Here is a 1010-nt window from a genome sequence, read left to right on the forward strand (position 1 = left end):
TCATAATGGTTCTCTCAGGCGTCGTCATATCTTCGCTTTTTGCCGCCTTTAGCTCGCTTTTAAAATTTCTAGCAGATAGCGAAAATAAGCTACCAGAAATCACATTTTGGCTGATGGGTAGCCTAGCTCGAACTGGAGGATATCAAAACGTCCTTTATATGCTAGGCGTCACGGCGCTTTGCTTGGTGCCTCTGTTTTTGCTTAGATTTAGACTAAATATCTTGGCATTTGGCGAAGAAGAAGCAAAGGCTATGGGCGTAAATGTCAAATTTTATAGCCTCATCATCATCTGTGCCTCTACTTTGCTGACAGCTTCTAGCGTGGCATTTTGCGGTATCATAGGCTGGGTCGGACTCATCGTGCCGCACATCGCTCGTTCTATCGTGGGGGCAAATTTTAACGTCCTCTTGCCCGCTTCAATGCTAGTTGGCGCACTATTTTTGCTAGTAGTAGATACGATCGCAAGGTGCGCGATGGCTAGCGAGATACCCCTTGGTATCATCACCTCGCTGATTGGCGCACCCGTTTTTATCTACTTGCTTTATCAAAGCAAAAAGGGCTGGCTGTGAAATTTGAGATAAAAAATTTAAGCTGCGGATATGGCAAAAAGTTAGTCGTAAAGGACTTTAATGCAGAGCTAAAAGATGGTGAAATTTTATGCTTGTTAGGGCCAAATGGGGTTGGTAAAACAACTGTTTTTAAGACCATTTTGGGATTTTTAAAGCCTTTTGGCGGTGAGGTTTTTGCAGATGGGAGAAATTTTTTCGCTTTAAACGATAAAGAGCGAGCAAAGATCGTTAGCTACGTGCCTCAGGCTCATACTCCGCCGTTTACTTTTAAGGTTTTAGACGTCGTTTTAATGGGGCGCTCGCCCTTTATTGGAACATTTGAAAGCCCTAGCGCAAATGACGTAAAGATAGCCCTTCAAAAGCTTGAAATACTAGGGATAAGCGAATTTGCAGATAAAATTTACACCGATATCAGCGGCGGCGAAAGGCAAATGGTTTTGA

General features: G+C 43.4%; 2 protein-coding genes. Both read left to right on the forward strand.

Translation table 11 applies throughout. The features are described 5' to 3' along the window. Nucleotides 1-569 (forward strand): iron ABC transporter permease (locus Q0296_RS00450; RefSeq protein WP_298035629.1); only part of this gene is annotated, 569 nt, incomplete at its 5' end. Further along, the coding region (locus tag Q0296_RS00455) for an ABC transporter ATP-binding protein (protein WP_298035630.1) at nucleotides 566-1010 on the forward strand (445 nt) is incomplete at its 3' end. The genes Q0296_RS00450 and Q0296_RS00455, both read left to right, overlap by 4 nt.

Source organism: uncultured Campylobacter sp. (assembly GCF_937890585.1).
In the GTDB taxonomy this organism is placed as follows: Bacteria; Campylobacterota; Campylobacteria; order Campylobacterales; family Campylobacteraceae; genus Campylobacter_A.